Source organism: Kitasatospora sp. NPDC098652 (genome assembly GCF_044760155.1).
GTDB lineage: Bacteria > Actinomycetota > Actinomycetes > Streptomycetales > Streptomycetaceae > Kitasatospora.
Map to the genome: position 1 here is coordinate 1 of NZ_JBIWAQ010000015.1, position 15,911 is coordinate 15,911.

Annotated in this window: 19 protein-coding genes; 6 read left to right on the plus strand and 13 right to left on the minus strand. The window is 73.8% G+C overall.

What is annotated here, in order from left to right; all coding sequences use genetic code 11:
* Nucleotides 1-118: 118 nt before the first annotated feature.
* Nucleotides 119-862 carry a hypothetical protein gene (locus ACIQWA_RS27695; RefSeq protein WP_402487140.1) on the minus strand — a complete coding sequence of 248 codons (744 nt, stop codon included), beginning with the start codon at nt 860-862 and terminating at the stop codon, nt 119-121.
* 40 nt (nt 863-902) lie between these two features.
* Nucleotides 903-1,406, minus strand: coding sequence for a GNAT family N-acetyltransferase (locus tag ACIQWA_RS27700; protein WP_402487142.1), 504 nt, complete (start codon nt 1,404-1,406; stop codon nt 903-905).
* A gap of 173 nt (nt 1,407-1,579) precedes the next feature.
* On the opposite strand from ACIQWA_RS27700, the gene ACIQWA_RS27705 reads away from it, so the two are divergent.
* From ACIQWA_RS27705 to ACIQWA_RS27715, 3 genes are all read left to right on the plus strand, one after another.
* Nucleotides 1,580-2,068 carry an LURP-one-related family protein gene (locus ACIQWA_RS27705; protein ID WP_360242544.1) on the plus strand — a complete coding sequence of 163 codons (489 nt, stop codon included), beginning with the start codon at nt 1,580-1,582 and terminating at the stop codon, nt 2,066-2,068.
* 113 nt (nt 2,069-2,181) lie between these two features.
* Complete coding sequence (locus tag ACIQWA_RS27710) at nt 2,182-3,072, plus strand: NAD(P)-dependent oxidoreductase (RefSeq protein ID WP_402487145.1); 891 nt, start codon at nt 2,182-2,184, stop codon at nt 3,070-3,072.
* Between the two features lie 23 nt (nt 3,073-3,095).
* Entirely contained in the window at nt 3,096-3,665 is a 570-nt protein-coding gene (locus ACIQWA_RS27715; protein ID WP_402487146.1) for a GNAT family N-acetyltransferase, read from the plus strand.
* A 64-nt stretch (nt 3,666-3,729) separates the two neighbouring features.
* Here ACIQWA_RS27715 and ACIQWA_RS27720 read toward each other — a convergent pair whose 3' ends face one another.
* Together ACIQWA_RS27720 and ACIQWA_RS27725 are read right to left on the minus strand one after the other, a co-directional pair.
* Nucleotides 3,730-3,954: a hypothetical protein gene (locus ACIQWA_RS27720; RefSeq protein WP_402487148.1), complete on the minus strand. Its 225-nt coding sequence runs from the start codon at nt 3,952-3,954 to the stop codon at nt 3,730-3,732.
* Nucleotides 3,951-4,226: a type II toxin-antitoxin system Phd/YefM family antitoxin gene (locus ACIQWA_RS27725; protein WP_402487150.1), complete on the minus strand. Its 276-nt coding sequence runs from the start codon at nt 4,224-4,226 to the stop codon at nt 3,951-3,953. Before ACIQWA_RS27725 ends, ACIQWA_RS27720 begins: the two co-directional genes overlap by 4 nt.
* Before the next feature lie 105 nt (nt 4,227-4,331).
* On the opposite strand from ACIQWA_RS27725, the gene ACIQWA_RS27730 reads away from it, so the two are divergent.
* Both ACIQWA_RS27730 and ACIQWA_RS27735 read left to right on the plus strand, forming a co-directional pair.
* Nucleotides 4,332-5,282, plus strand: a complete 951-nt coding sequence (locus tag ACIQWA_RS27730; protein ID WP_402487152.1) for a hypothetical protein — start codon at nt 4,332-4,334, stop codon at nt 5,280-5,282.
* Nucleotides 5,283-5,410: 128 nt separating this feature from the next.
* On the plus strand, nt 5,411-6,292 hold the full coding sequence (locus ACIQWA_RS27735; protein ID WP_402487154.1) for a class I SAM-dependent methyltransferase: 882 nt from the start codon (nt 5,411-5,413) through the stop codon (nt 6,290-6,292).
* Nucleotides 6,293-6,329: 37 nt separating this feature from the next.
* Here ACIQWA_RS27735 and ACIQWA_RS27740 read toward each other — a convergent pair whose 3' ends face one another.
* Both ACIQWA_RS27740 and ACIQWA_RS27745 read right to left on the minus strand, forming a co-directional pair.
* Nucleotides 6,330-6,980: a response regulator transcription factor gene (locus ACIQWA_RS27740; RefSeq protein WP_360242524.1), complete on the minus strand. Its 651-nt coding sequence runs from the start codon at nt 6,978-6,980 to the stop codon at nt 6,330-6,332.
* Nucleotides 6,944-8,308 (minus strand): sensor histidine kinase, encoded by a 1,365-nt coding sequence (locus ACIQWA_RS27745; protein WP_402487156.1) that lies wholly within the window; start codon nt 8,306-8,308, stop codon nt 6,944-6,946. The genes ACIQWA_RS27740 and ACIQWA_RS27745 overlap by 37 nt, the downstream gene beginning before the upstream one ends.
* A gap of 263 nt (nt 8,309-8,571) precedes the next feature.
* Between ACIQWA_RS27745 and ACIQWA_RS27750 the strand changes: the two genes are divergently transcribed.
* The gene (locus ACIQWA_RS27750; RefSeq protein WP_402487158.1) at nt 8,572-10,617 is read left to right on the plus strand and encodes a serine hydrolase domain-containing protein; all 2,046 of its coding nucleotides are present in this window, start codon (nt 8,572-8,574) and stop codon (nt 10,615-10,617) included.
* A gap of 149 nt (nt 10,618-10,766) precedes the next feature.
* On the opposite strand, the gene ACIQWA_RS27755 is transcribed toward ACIQWA_RS27750, so the two are convergent.
* The 7 genes from ACIQWA_RS27755 to ACIQWA_RS27785 all read right to left on the minus strand — a co-directional run bounded on the left by ACIQWA_RS27755 (nt 10,767) and on the right by ACIQWA_RS27785 (nt 15,814).
* Complete coding sequence (locus ACIQWA_RS27755; RefSeq protein ID WP_402487160.1) at nt 10,767-11,030, minus strand: hypothetical protein; 264 nt, start codon at nt 11,028-11,030, stop codon at nt 10,767-10,769.
* Nucleotides 11,031-11,103: 73 nt separating this feature from the next.
* On the minus strand, nt 11,104-12,213 hold the full coding sequence (locus tag ACIQWA_RS27760) for a methyltransferase (RefSeq protein ID WP_402487162.1): 1,110 nt from the start codon (nt 12,211-12,213) through the stop codon (nt 11,104-11,106).
* Between the two features lie 55 nt (nt 12,214-12,268).
* Complete coding sequence (fabG, locus tag ACIQWA_RS27765) at nt 12,269-13,009, minus strand: 3-oxoacyl-ACP reductase FabG (protein WP_360242509.1); 741 nt, start codon at nt 13,007-13,009, stop codon at nt 12,269-12,271.
* Nucleotides 13,006-14,046, minus strand: a complete 1,041-nt coding sequence (locus ACIQWA_RS27770) for a beta-ketoacyl synthase N-terminal-like domain-containing protein (RefSeq protein ID WP_402487164.1) — start codon at nt 14,044-14,046, stop codon at nt 13,006-13,008. The genes fabG and ACIQWA_RS27770 overlap by 4 nt, the downstream gene beginning before the upstream one ends.
* Nucleotides 14,043-15,275, minus strand: a complete 1,233-nt coding sequence (locus ACIQWA_RS27775; protein ID WP_402487166.1) for a beta-ketoacyl-[acyl-carrier-protein] synthase family protein — start codon at nt 15,273-15,275, stop codon at nt 14,043-14,045. The genes ACIQWA_RS27770 and ACIQWA_RS27775 overlap by 4 nt, the downstream gene beginning before the upstream one ends.
* Nucleotides 15,272-15,520 carry an acyl carrier protein gene (locus ACIQWA_RS27780; protein WP_360242500.1) on the minus strand — a complete coding sequence of 83 codons (249 nt, stop codon included), beginning with the start codon at nt 15,518-15,520 and terminating at the stop codon, nt 15,272-15,274. The genes ACIQWA_RS27775 and ACIQWA_RS27780 overlap by 4 nt, the downstream gene beginning before the upstream one ends.
* Nucleotides 15,521-15,607: 87 nt before the next feature.
* Entirely contained in the window at nt 15,608-15,814 is a 207-nt protein-coding gene (locus ACIQWA_RS27785; RefSeq protein ID WP_402487168.1) for an MbtH family protein, read from the minus strand.
* Nucleotides 15,815-15,911 lie beyond the last annotated feature (97 nt).

Here is a 15,911-nt window from a genome sequence, read left to right on the forward strand (position 1 = left end):
CCCACCCCCTCCACCGCCCCCTCCCGCAGCGCGTCCCTCTCGCCTTGGTCGGGTGGGGGGAGGGGGGTGGTGGGGGTGGGTGGGTTGGTGCGGGTTGGGGGTTGGTGTGGGGGCGGGGTTAGGAGAGGAGACGGAGGTCGGTGGTGGGGTGGGTGGCGGTCTGGTGGCGGAGGAGGTGGGGGCCGAGCCAGAGGGCGAGGTCGAGCTGTTCGCCGGGGCGGGTGAGGGTGGCGGTGAGGTGGTCGGCGAAGGCGTCGAGTTGGTCGGGGGTGACCTGGCGGGCGGTGTAGCGGGTGGTGTGTTGGGTGGGGAGTTCGGCGGCGCGGGCGGCGAGGGCGCGGGTGATGTCGTCGGGGCCCGGGGGTGGGGTGGGGGTGCTGGGGGTGCTGGGGGTGCTGGGGGTGGTGGGCGTTTGGGTGCCCCACCAGAGGGTCAGGTCGACGTCTGCGGGCTCTGGGCCGAGCAGGGTGTGGGCGGCCGTCCAGTAGCCGTCGGCGCCGGAGGCGTCGATGCCGAAGGTGGCCTCCACCAGGCCGTGGCGGCGCAGCAGGGCGATGGTCTCGCGGGCGTGGGCGCGGAGCACTGCGTAGGTGTCCAGGGGGTACGGCTCGCGTCGGGCGGGGGTGAGGACCAGCCAGTGGTCGTAGCGGTGCTCGGTGGCCCGGCCGGGGCGGGGGCCGAGGAGGTCGGCGGGGTCGGTGGAGATGCGGACCCGCATGGTGCTGCCGCCGTCCGGGGCGGGGGTCTCGCCCCAGGGCCCGCCGTCCGCCCCGTACCGGAGGCCGAGCAGGGTGGCCAGTTCGCCGGTGGTGGGGGCGAGGCCCGCGGGCCAGCGCAGGTGGAGGTCGGCGTCGACGGACACGGGGTGCTCCTGGGGCTGCCGGGCGGGGTCCGCTCGGATGCTACGGGTGCGGAAGATCGGCCTGCCAGCGGATTTCGCCGTCCACGGTGTGCGGGGTGGGGTGCAGGCCGAGGGTGCGGGCGATGCGGGCGGAGGCGTGGTGGTCGGGGTGGATGTGGGCGACGGCGGTGGTGAGGCCGGCGGCGGTGAGGTGGGTGAGCAGGGTGCGGGCGGCCTCGGTGGCCAGGCCGCAGCCTTGCCAGGGGGTGCCGACCACCCAGGCGAGTTCGGCCTCGGCGGCCGCGGGGTGGACGGTGGCCTGGATGTAGCCGGTGATGGCGCCTTCGGCGCGTAGCCGCAGCACCCAGTTGCCCCAGACCTCGGCCGGGTCGGGGGAGCCGGCGGCGAGCCGGGTGCAGCGGGCGTGCCACAGCGCGGGGGTGGCGGGGCTGCCGCCGGTGAAGGTGTGCAGGGCCGGGTCGGCGAGGGCGGCGGCGAGTTCGTCGGCGTGCGCGGGGGCGAGGGGGAGGAGGTCGAGGCGCTCGCTGTGGAGGGTGATCAGCATGGTGGTTATTGAAGCGGGTGGGGGAGGGGGTGGAGGCGAGACGGGTGGGGGGAGGGGGTGGAGGCGATGCGGGCGGAGGCGAGGGGGTGGCGTCCTGCGCGCGGCGGTGCTTTGCGGTGGGGGTGGGGGAAGGTCGAATGGGTGGTTCGAGTTCGACGACGGAGGAGGCCCACGTGCGGTATCTGGTCAGGGAGAAGCTGTTCGCGGTCGGTGACGACTACTGGATCGAGGACGACCGGGGGCACAAGGCCTACCTGGTGGACGGCAAGGTGTTGCGGCTGCGGCACACCTTCGAGCTCAAGGACGTGCACGGGCGCGTGGTCGCGGTGGTGAAGGAGAAGATGCTCACCGTCCGCGATGCGATGAAGATCGAGGACGCCGACGGCGAAGTGGTCGCGACCGTACGGGAGAAGCTGTTCACCCCGTTCCGCGACAAGTACCTGGTGGAGCTGGCCTCCGGCGGCGAGCTCAGGATCCACGGCAACCTGATCGACAAGGACTACCGGGTGGAGAACCACCACGGCGACCAGCTCGCCCGGATCTCCCGCAAGTGGTTCCGGGTCCGCGACACCTACGGGGTGGAGGTCGCCGACGGGGCGGACACCGGGCTGCTGCTCGCGATCGCGGCCTGCGTCGACCACCTGGTGGCGGAGGAGCACTGAGTCATCGGTCGCCATGCCCCCACCCCTTCCGACCTCGTCGCTCACCTCGGGGTAACCACCCACTCCGAAGTGCGTACTTGATCATGGACGCGGCTGGGCCGAGGCTGATCGGCATGGCACAGAACACAGTTGAGACCTCGTCCAAGACCCCCGTCACCCTGCTCGGCCTCGGCGCGATGGGCACCGCGCTGGCCCGCACCTGGCTCGCCGCCGGGCACCCGCTCACCGTCTGGAACCGCACCGCCGCCCGTGCCGAACCGCTCGCCGTCGAGGGCGCCGTGGTGGCGGCCACCGCCGCCGAGGCCGTCGCCGCCGGGCGGCTGGTGGTGGTCTGCCTGCTCGACGACGACTCCGTCGAGCAGGCGCTGGACGGGGTGGAGCTGGCCGGGAAGGACCTGGTCGACGTGGTCACCAGCACCCCCGAGCAGGCCCGGGCCCGGGCGGCCTGGGCCGAGGCTCGCGGGGCCCGCTACCTGGACGGCGGGATCATGGCCGTGCCGCCGATGATCGGCGTCCCGGAGGCCGGGGCGTATGTCTTCTACAGCGGTTCGGCGGCGGTCTTCGAGGAGTACCGGGAGGTGCTGGGCGTGCCGGCCGGGGCCCGGTACGTCGGCGCGGACGCCGGGTACGCGGCGCTGCACGACGTGGCGCTGCTCAGCGCGATGTACGGGATGTTCGCCGGGATCGCCCACGCCTTCGCGCTGGTCCGGGGTGAGGCGGTGGCGCCGGGCGAGCTGGCGCCGCTGCTGCGGGACTGGCTCACCGCGATGGCCGGATCGGTCGAACGGACGGCGGCGCAGCTGGAGAGCGGGGACTACACGAGTGGCGTGGTCTCCAACCTGGCGATGCAGGTCGCGGGCAAGGGGACGCTGCTGCGCACCGCCGAGGAGCAGGGGGTGAGCGTCGAACTGCTGTCCCCGTACTTCCGGTTGATGGAACACCGGTTGGCGCTCGGCAGCGGCGCCGAGGACCTCACCGGAGTGGTCGACCTGCTGCGGCGGTGAGGGCCGGCCGGTAACGTACCGGCATGGCTGACCTTGAAGAACGCGCCAATGTCGTCGCGTCCGGCCCCCGGCAGACCGGTGCGGGGGTGGGCGTCCGCCGACGCCGCGCCGCCGATCTCGCCGACTGCGTACGGGCCCTGGGCGACGTCCACACCACCGACGGCTACCCCGCCGAGTGGCCCGAGCGGCCCGCTGCCTGGCTCAGTCCGGACGGCCTGCTGGCCGCCTGGGTCGCCGAGGCGGACGGCCGGATCGTCGGCCACGTCGGCCTGGTCCGCAGCGGCCCCGGCGACCTCGCCCCCGGGCTGTGGAGCCTGCGCACCGGCGGCAGACCGGAACTCACCGCCCTGATCGGCCGCCTGTACGTCGCCCCGGCCGCCCGCGGCCGCGGGGCCGGCACCGGGCTGCTCGCCCACGCCGTGGTGCACGCCCGGACCCTCGGGCTGCACCCCGTGCTCGACGTGCTCGCCACCGACACCGCTGCCCTGGCCCTCTACCGCCGCCTCGGCTGGACCCTGCTCGGCAGCGGCGAACAGCGCTGGGCCTCCGGGCGCACGGTCGAGGTGCACTGCTTCGCCGCGCCGCGGGGGTAGGGCCGGCGGGTGCGGCTCGGCGGCTCGGGCGATCGGGCGGCTCGGGCGATCGGGCCGCCGGACGTCAGTTCCGGGTGTAGAGCGGCAAGCCGTGGGCGGCCGCCGTTGCCGCGATCATCAAATCCATGCGGTGAGGCCGGGGATCGCGCTTGACCTGGATGGTGAGCGCGGTCAGCGTGCCGAATCTCCGAGCTGCCTCCCGGTCGAACGGGAGCGTGGTGAACCGGCAGGAGCCGTGGGTCGATCTGAGGCAGGTGTCGAGCAGCCCGCGTTGGTGTCGCCCGGTCACGCCTGCTCCCACGGGTCGTCGTCGCCGACCCGGTCCTCGTCGCCGTAGAAGGCATCGGCTTCGGCACGCATCTCTGCTGCGTCGATCACGGGTGCGTTCTGCCACTTCCGTTGGAGCTCTTCGACGGGGACGAACCGGCGGCGACTGCTGATCGGCCGGACCTCGGCGATCTCGGTGCCGTTTCGGGTGATGTGGTAGATCTCTCCGGCTTCGACGTCGTCGAGCACGGCCTTGGACCGCGCCGCGAGTTCGCACTGCGTGATGGTCTTCATGGAGCCATTGTGTTGCGGCGAAGGCAAGGGGATCCCCCGGCGGGGGGAGGGGGATGGTCATGCCGGGGGAGGCCGGGGCCGGGGCGGGCGAGTGAGCCTGGGGCCATGGTGAACAGGGAGTGGGTGCGGGACGGTCGGGCGGTGGTCGGCTGGGGCCTCGGGTACGCGGGGTTCGGGGCGGGCTGTGGGCTGAGCTGGACGGCGCTGTGGGGGACCGGCTGGGTCGGGTGGGCGGTCGCCGGGGTCGGGGTGGCGGCGGCCGGGGCCGGGCTGGCGACGGTCCGGGGGCGGCCGGGGCGGTGGCTGACCGGGGGGTTGTGGCTGCTGTGCGGGCTGGCCGCGGTGGCGTCCTGGAGCCTGCTGATGGACGTGGTGACGCTGCTGTTCGGGCAGGCCGTGGACAGCGTCCCGGACGCGGTGCACAAGGTGCTGGCGGCGGCCGGGGCGCTGCTGCTGGCGCGCACCGCGCGGGCCCGGGGGCCGGTCCCGGCGCGGGCGGCCTTGCGGCCGGCGCCCTCGGCGGCCCCGGCCACCGTCCAACTCGCGGCCTGGGCGGGGACCTTGGCCTTCGTGCCGTACCTGGTGATGAAGCTGGTCTGGGCCTTCGGCGGCAGCTTCGCGGGGATCAGCGGCGACCGGATGTACGCCGACTACGTGCGCAACGGCTCCTCCGGGCTCTGGCTCACCCTGGAGCGCTGGGGGCTGGACGGCACCGTGCTGCTGGCGGCGGTCGGGGTGTTCCTGCTGTGGGGGCTGGTGCGGCCGTGGGGGCAGGTGTTCCCGCGCTGGACCCTGCCGCTGCGCGGCCGGCCCGTACCGCGCTGGCTGCCGCTCACCCCGGCGCTGATCGGCGCGGTCACGCTGGCGCCGTACGGGCTGCTCGGGATCGGCTACCTGTCGCTGTGCGCGGCCGGGGTGGTCGAGATGCGGGTGGGCGCGCTGGGGACGCCGGAGCAGGCGATGCAGATCGGGTGGGTGGGGATGTGCGCGTTCGCCGGGTACGGCATGGCGCTGGCGGTGGCCACCCGCTCGTACTGGCGGCGGACCGGGGCGTGAGCGGGGCCGGGGAGGGAGGGGTGTTTGCTGAGGCGGCAACAAAGCTTGCCGATACGGGATGGTCGGTCGCAGCCTGGCGGTGGAAGCTACCTTCGACCCACCGACCCATGCACCGGAGAGGGAACACCATGTCCGCACACCAGCACCAGCAGCACGGGCACGGCCACGGGCAGGTCCCGGCCGCCGACCTCGACTGGGACGCGCTCGCGGCCCACCTGGAGCGGGAGGCCGACCTGCGGGCCGACGCCGTCACCGCGGCCGGGCAGTGGCTCGCCGGCCTCGCCGGGGACGGCACCGTCCGCCGGATCCTCGACGTCGGCGCCGGGCCCGGGGTGATCGCCCAGCAGCTCGCGGCCGTCTTCCCGGCCGCCGAGGTGGTCGCCGTCGACCGGTCCGCCGCCCTGCTGGAGCGCGCCCGGACCCGCTCCGGCGGCCGGCTGGGCACCCAACAGGCCGACCTGCCCGCCGAGTTCGACAAGCTCGGCGAGGCCGACCTGATCTGGTCCGGCAACGCCATCCACCACCTCGGCGACCAGCAGGCCGCGCTCACCGCGCTGGCCGGACGGCTGCGCCCCGGCGGTCTGCTCGCCGTCGCGGAGAGCGGCCTGCCGCCGCGCTTCCTGCCCCGCGACTTCGGCCTCGGCCGGCCCGGCTTCCAGGCCCGGCTGGACGCCGCCCACGAGGACGGCTTCGCCGCCATGCGGGCCGAACTGCCCGACACCACCGAGGAGATCGAGGACTGGCCGGCCATGCTCCGCCGGGCCGGACTCAAGCCCAGCGGCACCCGGACCTTCCTGGTCGACCACCCGGCGCCGCTGGCCCGCCCGGTCCGCGAGTACCTGCACACCCAGCTGGTCCGGCGCCACGACCAGCTGGCCGAGGCGATCGACCCGCAGGACCGGGCGACCCTGGAGGCGCTGATCGACGAGGACGCGCCGACCGGGATCCTGCGGCGGGCGGACGCCTTCTACCTGTCGGCGATGACGGTGCACACCGGGCGCAGGGGCTGAGCGGGTCGCCGCGCGGGGGCCGGGATCCCGGCTGGGGTCAGGGGGCGACCTGGAGGAAGGCCAGTACGGCCAGGACCCGGCGGTGGTCCTCCTCGGAGGGGGGCAGGTCCAGCTTGAGGAAGATGTTCGCGGTGTGCTTCTTCACGGCCCGCTCGGTGATCACCATCCGCTCGGCGATGGCCCCGTTCGAGCGTCCCTCCGCCATTAGCTCCAGGACTTCGCGCTCACGCGGCGTCAGGCGCTCCAGCGGCCCGCTGCGGCCGGTGTTGTTGACCAGCATCGCGATCACCTGCGGGTCCAGCGCGGTGCCGCCCGCCGCCACCCGGTGGACCGTCGCCACGAACTCGTCGGGGTCGAAGACCCGGTCCTTGAGCAGGTAGCCGATCGCGCCGCTGCCGTCGGCGAGCAACTCCTTGGCGTAGAGCTGCTCCACGTACTGGGAAAGCACGAGCACCGGCAGACCGGGGATCTGCCGGCGCGCTTCCAGAGCCGCCTGCAGGCCCTCGTCGGTGAACGTCGGGGGGAGTCGTACGTCGACGACTGCCACGTCCGGCCGTTCGGTGAGGAGGGCCTGCAACAGGTCCGGTCCGGTGTCCACCGCGGCCACGACCTCGAAGTCGTAGGCCTGCAGCATCCGGACCAGACCGTCCCTCAGGAGGAAGAGGTCCTCCGCGAGTACAACTCGCACGGCAGCTCCATCGTCAGGGTCGTGGGGCCGCCGAGCGGGCTGCGGACGGCCAGGACTCCGTCGAAGGTAGCAAGCCGGCGCTCCAGGCCGCGCAGGCCGGTGCCGCGCGAGGGGTCGGCGCCGCCGGTGCCGTCGTCCGTGACCTGGGCCTTCAGGGTGCCGTTCTCGTACCAGAGTTGGACGTCGACGTGGCTCGCGCCGGAGTGCTTGGCGGCGTTGGTGAGTGCCTCGGAGACGGCGAAGTAGACGGCGGACTCGACCGGGGCCTCGGGGCGGCCGGGCAGTTCGGCGGAGACCGTCACGTTCAGCGGGCTGTCCATGCCGAGGGCCCGGACGGCGTCGGCCAGGCCGCGGTCGGCCAGCACCGGCGGGTGGATGCCGCGGACCAGGTCGCGCAGCTCGTTCAGGGCGGAGGCGGAGGCCTGGCGGGTCTCGGCGAGCAGCTGCTTGGCGGCCTCCGGGTCACGCTCGACCAGCCGCTCGGCGACGCCCAGGTTCATGCCCATGGCCACCAGCCGGGCCTGCGCACCGTCGTGCAGGTCCCGCTCGATCCGGCGCAGTTCGGCGGCCTGGGTGGTCAGCGCGTCGCGCCGGGTCTCGGTGAGGTGGGCGACCTTGCGCTCGGCGGCCAGCGCCTCGGCCCGGGCGGTCGGGCCCAGCAGCGCCTTGGCGAGCGTGGTGTGGCCGCGCAGGGCGGCCGGGGCGAGCGCCAGGCCGGCCAGGATCACCGGGACGCCGAACAGGGCGGCGGTGCCGGCGGCAGCCGAGTCGGTGACGTGGATCCACAGGTACCAGGTGTTGCCGCCGTGGTCGGAGATCGACTGCCAGACCTGCGGCAGCACCAGGCCGAGGACGCCGTAGCCGACCACCAGGAGCGGGAACAGCGCCACCGTGAAGCCGATCACCGGATCGACCAGCAGCCAGAGCAGATCGCGCCAGGTGGCCTGGTCCGACAGCAGCGCCTGGCAGCGCTTCCAGGCCCCCTGGAGGCCGGGCGCCGTCTCCGGCAGCGGCTGGTAGGGGTCACGGATCTCGACGCCGGTCCAGCGGGCGGCGAGCCGGCGCCGCAGTCCGGCCAGGCCGCGGACCGCGAGGATCGTGGGCGGCACCAGCAGCGCACCGACCGCGAGGCCCATCAGCGAGGCGGCGACCGAGGCGGCGACCAGCAGCAGCAGCTGCGGCACGGCGAACGCGGCCAGCGCGGGGCCCCGCAGCAGGGACCGGACGGCGTGGCCCAGCATGCCGAGCGGATTGCGCCGGCTGCGGCCGCCCGTGGTGTCGGTGTTCTGCACGTTGTTCACAACTCCCGTGGTGATGCTGCTGGTCATGACCGCTCGGCCCTTTCCGTGACGGCCTCGCGGCCGGTATCCCTACCCGTTGCTTGCTGACGACATCCAGACTGCCGCCCGCCGCCGCTCCGATCACTGGGCCCTGGACCCCTGTTGGTGGTACCTGGGTACACCCCCCGATCGACGCCCAGAGGCCATGTCCCGGAAACGGTGCCCGGCCTAGTGTTGCGGGTGTCGGGAAGCGACCCGCCGCAAGGGCGCCGGAGCTTCCACAAATCACTTGTATCGAACGGGAGTTCATCATGAGCGTGCGACGCGTCGAGGGGAACCGGCCGCTGGTCCGGCGGGGTTGGGTGCGGCTGGTCCTGGTCTTCGCGGCGATCGGTCTGTTCCTGTACGGGCTCACGCCGGACCGGGCCCACGCGGCCACCGCGACGGCGGGCAGCGGCAGTTCGGCGGCGGCGGGCGGCTCGACCGCGCCACCCGACCCCGGATCGGTGAAGCGGCTGTTCGACGAGCTCGTGCCGAAGCTGCTCGCCGAGCACCGGATCCCCGGTGCGGCGGTCAGCGTGGTGGCCGGCGGCCGGCAGGTCTTCGCCGGTGGCTACGGCGTCTCCGACGTGCCCGGGCACAAGGCCGTCGACCCCGACCGGACCGCGTTCTTCATGGGCTCCGACGCCAAGGTGTTCACCGCCGTCGCCGTCCTCCAGCAGGTCCGGGCCGGGAAGTTGGACCTGCACGCGGACGTCAACACCTACCTGTCCAAGTTCAAAATCGAGGACAGCTACCCGGGGCACCCGGTCACCGTCGAGAACCTGCTCACCCACACCGGCGGCTTCGACGACACCTTCATGGGGCTGGCCGAGGCCGGGCCGCAGCACGTCGGGAGCCTGGGCGACGCGCTGGCCGCCCACCAGCCGGACCGGGTCCGGGCCCCCGGGGTGGTCGCCGCGTACGACAACTACGGTGTGGCGCTCGCCGGTTACCTGGTCGAGGTGGTCTCCGGACAGCCCTTCGACCAGTACGTCGCCCAGCACGTGCTGCAGCCCCTCGGCATGGAGCGCACCACCTTCACCCAGCCCCACCCCGCCGCCGTCGACGCCGAACTCGCCCACGGCTACCGCCCCGAGGGCGACGGCCAGACCGAGACCAAGGGCCTGTACGGGCCGCTCACCCCGACCGGCGCGGCCGCCGTCACCACCGTCACCGACATGGGGCGGCTGATGCTCGCCCTGCTGAACGGCGGCTCCCTGGACGGGCGTTCGGTCCTGGACCGGGACGGCACCGCACAGCTGCTCGCCCGGCACTTCGGGCCCGACCAGCGGATGCCCGGGATGGCGTACCTGCTCGAACAGCGCAACCGCAACGGACAGCAGCTGCTGGTCAAGGACGGTGACGTGCCCGGTTTCCACAGCAACCTGGCGCTGCTGCCGGAGCGGGGCGTCGGGCTGTACGTGACCGTCAACGGGGACGGGGAGGACTCCACCGGGGGATGGATGACGCAGCAGGTGCTCAACGCCTTCGTGGACCGGCTCTACCCGGCGCCGGCCGCCGCCGCACCCGCGGTGGTCGGCGGGGACCTGGGGAAGTTCACCGGGGACTACCGGTCGACCCGGGTCAGCCAGTCCAACCTGACCAGGGCCTCGGCGCTGATGGGGTCCGTGCACGTGGCCGCGCAGGGCGCGGAGCTCGTCGTGAGCGGGCCGGTGAGCCGGGATCCGCAGGTGGGCGAGACCCGGTGGCAGCAGGTGGAGCCGGGGCTGTTCCAGCAGGTGGGCGGCAGCGCCCGGATCGCGTTCGAGCTGAACGGGGACGGGGACGTCGTCTCGATGCTGACGGACGGCGACCCGACCGTCGCCTACCAGCCGCTGGCCTGGTACCAGGCGCCGGAACTGCACCAGCGGGTGGCGCTCGGGAGCCTGGTGGTGCTGGGGCTCACGGTGATCGGGTGGCTGGTCGCCGCGGTGGTGCGGTCGGTGCGGGGCAAGGGGCGGGCCGGGGCGCCGGCGGCCCGACTGCTGGGGTGGGTGACGGGGCTGGTGCTGGTCGTGGCGACCGGGTGCTTCGCGCTGCTGACCTCGGACTCCAACGCCCTCAACCAGACGCTGTTCCTGGGGGATTCGGCGCTGCTGACGGTGGTGCCGGCGATGTACCTCGGGGCCCTGGGGCTGACCCTGCTGACGGTGGTCTGCGCGGTCCTCGCCTGGACGCGGGGTTGGTGGGGGGTGTTCGGTCGGCTGCACTACACGGTGGTGGCGGTGGCGGCGGTGCTGTTCCTGCTGCTGGCCGGGGGCTACGGCCTCATCGGGACGGGGCACTTGGCGGGCTCCTTGGATCTGATCGGGTGAGGTGGGAGCGGACGGTCACGGCCCCCGGCGGCGCGCCGGGGGCCGTCGGGCGTCGGGCGACGATCTGCCAGGAGGTGGTCAGGAGGTGGTGGGGACGGTCACGGCCCCCGGCGGCGCGCCGGGGGCCGTCAGGCGTTGGGTGTCAGGCGTCAGGCGACGATCTGCCAGGAGGTGGTGGGGACGGGCGGGCGGAGGGAGACGTCGTGCCAGCGGACGGTGCGCCGGGTGGGCGGGACGGTGGCGGCTGCCGCGGTCAGGGCGGTCCGGTGCTGGAGGAGGACGGTGAGGGTGGCGGCGATCTCCTCGGGGGTGAGGTCCTGGTCGGTGCGGAAGAGGACGGGGCGGCAGGGGGCGGTGCGGAGGGCGGCGGGGCGGCAGAGGGCGGGGCGGAGGGCGGCGGGGCGGTCGGTCACGGGAGTCTCCGGGTGAGGGAACCCCGACGGCCCCGACGCGGGGCGTCGGGGCCGTCGAGGGGGGATGGGTGGGTCAGGCGTGCTTGACCAGGAGGAGGCGGTGCATGGGGGTGTCGAGCAGGGCGACGCGGCGCAGGCCGGCGTCGGCGAGCCACTGGTCGTAGTCGTGGACGGTGAAGGCGTCACCGCCGCCGGTGGCGAGCATGGAGGCGGCGAAGAGGCGGAAGAAGCGGTTCTGGGTGTTCCCGTCGGTGCTGTCCTCGTCGACGATGTGGTCGGCGATGGCGATGACCCCGTCCTCGGTGAGGGCCTTGGCCGAGCGGAGGAGGAGTTCGCGGGCCGACTCGGGGGTCTGGAGGTGGAAGATGTTGACGAAGAGGGCGACGTCGACGCCGGTGCCCCAGTCGTCGGACCAGAAGTCGGCGATCTCCGGGTTGAAGCGGTCGGCGACGCCGAGGCGGTGGGCCTGGGCGTTGGCGATCGGGACGATCCGCTCGGCGTCCAGGGCCCGGGCGTTGAGGCCGCTGAACTCCTGGAGCAGCAGCTGGCTGTAGATGCCGGTGCCGCAGCCGACGTCGAGCAGGGTGCGGCCGGCGCCGTCGGTCCAGCCCTGCTCGCGGAGGGCGCCGGCGAGGGTGGCGGTGATCGGCGGGGCCCAGAAGTTGATGCCGCGGACGAGGGAGGTGTAGTCCTCCTCGGAGATCTGGTTGAGCTGCTGGGAGCCCTCGGAGTTGCGGGCGCCGGTGCGGACGTTGGTGGCGAGGTTGCGCCAGGCGCCCCAGGCGACGTTGCGGTCGTGCCGGATCTTGCCGACCAGGCTGTACAGGCCCTCGGGGGCGAAGACGTCGTGCATCTCCGGGGGCAGGGTGTAGACGGCCTGGCCGTCCGCCGCGCGGCTGCGCTCGACCACGTCGTAGGCGGCCAGGCCGTCCAGCAGGACGCGGGTGGCGCGCAGGTCGGTGCCGAGCCGGCTGGAGAGCTCGCCGGCGGTGGCCGGGGCGGCGATCAGGGCGGTGAAGGCGCCGAGGTCGTGGGCGGCCTCGATGACGCCGGTGGCCCAGATGCCGATGAGGTGCTCGTACATCCGGTGGGCGGCGTTGACGCCGCTGCCACGGCCGGGGAGCAGCTCGGTGTCGACGAGCGGGGTGTGGTTGTCGAAGCTGCGCACGGCGGGGATGGTCATGGTCGTTTCTCCTAGTCGAGGTGGGCGGTGCGTCTGGTGCGTCCGGTGCGTCTGGTCACAGGACGATTCCGCCGTCGATCTGCAGGACCGAGCCGGTGAGGTAGGCGGACTGCGGGCCCGCCAGGAAGGCGACCGAGTCGGCCACCTCGTCCGCCGTGCCGAAGCGGCCGAGCGGGATGTGCTTGAGGGCGTCGGTGCGTTGGGCGTCGGTGAGCACCGAGGTCATGTCGGTCTCGATCATGCCGGGGGCGACCGCGTTGACCCGGACCCCGTACCGGCCGACCTCCTTGGCCAGGGCGCGGGTGAGCGCGATGATGCCGGCCTTGGAGGCCGCGTAGTTGCTCTGGCCGGGGTTGCCGTAGACGCCGGAGACGGAGCTGAGGGTGATGATCGAGCCGCCGCGGCGCTTGACCATCGGGAAGGCCACCGCGCGGCAGAGGTTCGCGGTGCCGGTCAGGTTGGTGTCGGTGACGGACCGCCAGTCGTCGTCGGACATCAGGAGGAGCGGCTTGTCGCGGGTGATTCCGGCACTCGCGACGGCGACGGTGATCGGGCCGAGCTCCTCCTCGGTACGGGTGACCCAGGCGCGGACGGCGGCGGCGTCGGTGACGTCGACCTTCGCGGCCAGGACGGCGGCGCCGAGGGCGTCGAGCTCCTTGCCCAGGAGGTCGGCGGCCTGCCGGTCGGACTGGTAGCAGAAGCTGACCGGGTGCCCCTCGGCGGCGAGCCGCAGGGCGGCGGCCTTGCCGATGCCGCGGGAGCCGCCGCTGATCAGGACGGTGCCGGGAGTGCTCATCGGTCACCGCCGGTGAGGCGCAGGACGGCGCAGGCGGCCAGGCCCTGGTGGTCGAGCGAGGCGATCACGGCGAGGCGGCCGGCGGCCGCGGGGTCGTGCTCGGCCAGGGACAGGACGGTGGTGAGGGAGAAGACGGTCGCGGCGGAGCCGGTGTCGCCGAGCAGGTCGGGGACCCGCTCGACGGCCTCGGCGCCGACCAGCTCGGCGAGTCGGTCGCGGGCCGGCTGCCCGGTGACGGCCGCGGCCCAGACCTGCTCGGGGGTCGCGCCGGCCTGGCCGAGGGCGTCCCGGACGGTGGCGGCCAGGGCCGCCTCCGGGTCGTCGTCGACGTCCAGGCGGACGTCCAGGGCGAGCAGTTCGGCCAGCACCCGGCGGCCGGGCGGCAGGGTCCGCGCGGTCTCCACCAGCAGGACGGCGCTGCCCTCGCCGCCGGGCCGGTCGCGCTCCCCGGCCAGCCACTCGCGGGTCTCGGACTGCTCCTCCACCGCGCCGACCAGGGCGCGTTCGGCGCGGCCGGCCGCCAGTAGGCGGCGGGCGTAGCCGAGGGCGAGCAGGCCGCCCGCGGCGCCGCCGGCCAGGGTGGTGTTGGGGCCCTTGAGGTCGAAGCGGATGGCGGTGGCCGCGGCCGGGCCGTTCATCAGCACGTTCGGCATCAGCTGGGCGGGCACGTCGTAGGGCTTGTCGCCCTCGAAGGAGGCCCGGCTGAACCCGGCGGCGCTCTGGGCGCTGCCGAGGGTGGTGCCGAGGACGAGGGCGGTGCCGCCGCCGGTGGCGATCGGGCTCTGCGCGGCCTCGGCCTCGCCGAGCAGTTCGCGGACGGCGGTGACGGCCAGGCCGGTGGCCCGGTCGAAGGTACGGGTACCGGCCTTGCCGAGCACCTTGCGGGGCTCGAAGTCGGGTACCTGGTGGGCCGGTTGCCCCCGGCCGACCCCGGCCGCGAACGCGTCGCGGCCGAGGCCGAAGGGGGAGACCGCGGACCATGCGGTGATCAGCGGCCGGTCCCGATGGATCGTGGTCGAGCTGGTGCGCTCGCTCATCGGCTGGGCTCCTCCTCGTGGCGCCCCAGGACGACGGAGGCGTTGTTGCCGCCGAAGGCCAGTCCGTTGTTGACCACCACCCGGAGGTCCGCGGGGACGGAGTGGTTGGGCACGCAGTCGATCTGGCACTGGGGGTCGGTGGTGCGGTGGTTGACGGTGGGCGGGACGAAGCCGTGGGCCAGCGCGAGCGCCGAGGCGGCCGCGCCGAGCGCGCTCGCCGCGCCCATCGAGTGGCCGAGCATCGCCTTGAGGGCGACGGTGCGCGGCGGGGTGTCGCCGAAGACCTCGCGGATCGCGCGGGTCTCGGTGATGTCGTTGGTGGGGGTGCCGGTGCCGTGGGCGGAGACCAGGTCCACCTCGGCCGCCTTGACCCCGGCGTCGTCGAGCGCCAGCTCCATGCAGCGGGCGACGCTCGACTGGTCGGGGGCGGTGGGGTGGTGGGCGTCGCAGTTGAGCCCGTAGCCGAGCAGTTCGGCGTAGATCCGGGCGCCGCGGCGCCGGGCGGAGTCGAGCGTCTCCAGGACGAGGACCCCCGCGCCCTCGGCCGTGAGGAGCCCTTCGCGGTGCTCGTCGAACGGACGGCAGACGTCGGAGGAGACCAGGCCGAGCCGGCTGAACCCGGCGAAGGTGCGGCGGCAGATCGCGTCCGCGCCGCCGACGACGGCGATGTCCGCCTCGCCGGTGCGCACGGCGTCGAAGCCGTCGCCGATCGCGTAGTTCCCGGCCGCGCAGGCGGTGCCGAGGACGGCCGGGACGACCCGGGGGAGCCGCAGCTCCCGGGCGATCGCCAGGGCCAGCTGGTGGGCCGGCAGGCGGCCGGCCACCAGCTGGTCGGCCGGGTGCTCCGGACCGTTGGCGACCGACTCCGCCATCAGCTTGTCCAGCTCGGGCGCCTCGCCGTCGGTGGTGCCGATGGTGATCTGGGCGCGGAGCCCGGCGAGCTCCTGCTCGTCGAGCCCGGCGTCCCGGACGGCCATCCGGGCCGCCGCGACGGCGAACTGGGTGGCGCGGCCGAGTTCCTCGACCGGGAGGCGGTGGATCCACTGCTCCGGCTCGAAGCCCTCGACCTCGTGGCCGGAGGTGCGCAGGAACCCGGTGGTGTCGAAGCTGGTGATCGGACCGGCGCCGCAGCGGCCCTCGCGCAGGGCCGAGGTGAAGTCCTCGACCCCGTTGCCGATGCTCGACAGGACGCCGATGCCGGTCACCACCACGCGCTGCGGCGCGGTCATCGGGCGGTCGCCCGGGACAGGACCTCCAGCACGGCGCCCAGGTTGACCATGTTGGGCAGCTCCTCCTGCGGGATGGTGACGTGGAACTCCTTCTCCAGGCGGGCGAGGACCTCGATGGCGTTCAGCGAGTCGGCGCCGTAGTGGTCGATGAAGTGGTCGGTGAGGGTCAGTTCGTCCAGCTCGAGGTCGAGGCAGTCGGCGACGATCTCGCGGACCTTGGACTCGTCGATGGCGACGGCGCTCATGGGTGCTCCTCAGGTGGTGTCGGATCGGTGGTGCTCGGATCGGTGGTGCTCTGGTCGGTGCTGTTCGGGTCGTGGTGCCCGGCCCGGTCAGGCGGTGGCGTCGATCAGGCTCTGCGGGCGCAGGTCGGTCCAGGTGCGCTCGATGTGGTCCAGCGCCTCCTGCCGGGTGCACGCCTCCTTGACGGTTCGCCAGCCGGCCGGGACCTCCGCGAAGGCGGGCCAGAGGCTGTGCTGGTTCTCGTGGTTGGCGAGGACGAGGAAGGTGCCCTGCTCGTCGTCGAACGGATTGCTCATGATTTCTCGGTCCTTTCGGAAATCCCGGAAATCGTCCGGTGCTCGGGCGCAGTGCCCCCGGGGCGGAATTTCCGGGGTGGCCACCGGTATTTCGGTG

Bases quoted from the DNA above. Each gene is read 5' to 3' on its own strand.
- ACIQWA_RS27700 (WP_402487142.1), bottom strand. From the start codon at position 1,406: ATGCTGATCACCCTCCACAGCGAGCGCCTCGACCTCCTCCCCCTCGCC.
- ACIQWA_RS27710 (WP_402487145.1), top strand. From the start codon at position 2,182: ATGGCACAGAACACAGTTGAGACCTCGTCCAAGACCCCCGTCACCCTG.
- ACIQWA_RS27715 (WP_402487146.1), top strand. From the start codon at position 3,096: ATGGCTGACCTTGAAGAACGCGCCAATGTCGTCGCGTCCGGCCCCCGG.
- ACIQWA_RS27725 (WP_402487150.1), bottom strand. From the start codon at position 4,226: ATGAAGACCATCACGCAGTGCGAACTCGCGGCGCGGTCCAAGGCCGTG.
- ACIQWA_RS27730 (WP_402487152.1), top strand. From the start codon at position 4,332: ATGGTGAACAGGGAGTGGGTGCGGGACGGTCGGGCGGTGGTCGGCTGG.
- ACIQWA_RS27735 (WP_402487154.1), top strand. From the start codon at position 5,411: ATGTCCGCACACCAGCACCAGCAGCACGGGCACGGCCACGGGCAGGTC.
- ACIQWA_RS27745 (WP_402487156.1), bottom strand. From the start codon at position 8,308: ATGACCAGCAGCATCACCACGGGAGTTGTGAACAACGTGCAGAACACC.
- ACIQWA_RS27750 (WP_402487158.1), top strand. From the start codon at position 8,572: ATGAGCGTGCGACGCGTCGAGGGGAACCGGCCGCTGGTCCGGCGGGGT.
- ACIQWA_RS27760 (WP_402487162.1), bottom strand. From the start codon at position 12,213: ATGACCATCCCCGCCGTGCGCAGCTTCGACAACCACACCCCGCTCGTC.
- fabG (WP_360242509.1), bottom strand. From the start codon at position 13,009: ATGAGCACTCCCGGCACCGTCCTGATCAGCGGCGGCTCCCGCGGCATC.
- ACIQWA_RS27770 (WP_402487164.1), bottom strand. From the start codon at position 14,046: ATGAGCGAGCGCACCAGCTCGACCACGATCCATCGGGACCGGCCGCTG.
- ACIQWA_RS27775 (WP_402487166.1), bottom strand. From the start codon at position 15,275: ATGACCGCGCCGCAGCGCGTGGTGGTGACCGGCATCGGCGTCCTGTCG.
- ACIQWA_RS27780 (WP_360242500.1), bottom strand. From the start codon at position 15,520: ATGAGCGCCGTCGCCATCGACGAGTCCAAGGTCCGCGAGATCGTCGCC.
- ACIQWA_RS27785 (WP_402487168.1), bottom strand. From the start codon at position 15,814: ATGAGCAATCCGTTCGACGACGAGCAGGGCACCTTCCTCGTCCTCGCC.